Genomic DNA, 318 nt, shown 5'->3' on the forward strand with positions numbered 1-318 from the left:
CCAGGCCGTGTAAAAACGCGAAACCGAAGCCTGGGAGCTCGGTTACACGAGCCAGGACTAATTGCAAAGCATCGGAAAGCGCCGCGAGACGCCCCAGCTTCTTTTCGGTGTTTTCATCGGGGTTGGCAGGAAACCCGCCCAGAGCCTCTGGTATAACTGCGGATAGCGGGCAAACGCCCTGATCGCATTCATCATGCTCGCCATGCCCAGAATCGCCATCAAGCGCCTGAAATTATAGGCGAGCACATGCAGGCTCATCTCGGTCTTCACGCGGTCCAATCCCTTCGTCAGGAAGTGTGCCGATCCCATCCAGGCTTT

Annotated in this window: 1 pseudogene; it reads right to left on the bottom strand. The window is 56.9% G+C overall.

Going from position 1 to position 318, the window contains the following annotated elements:
• Positions 1-174: 174 nt before the first annotated feature.
• Positions 175-318, bottom strand: a pseudogene (locus tag ACEN88_RS34995) (IS5/IS1182 family transposase); the annotation flags it as partial.

The sequence above is a fragment of the Massilia sp. CT11-108 genome, from assembly GCF_047302915.1.
Lineage (GTDB): Bacteria > Pseudomonadota > Gammaproteobacteria > Burkholderiales > Burkholderiaceae_D > Telluria > Telluria orientalis.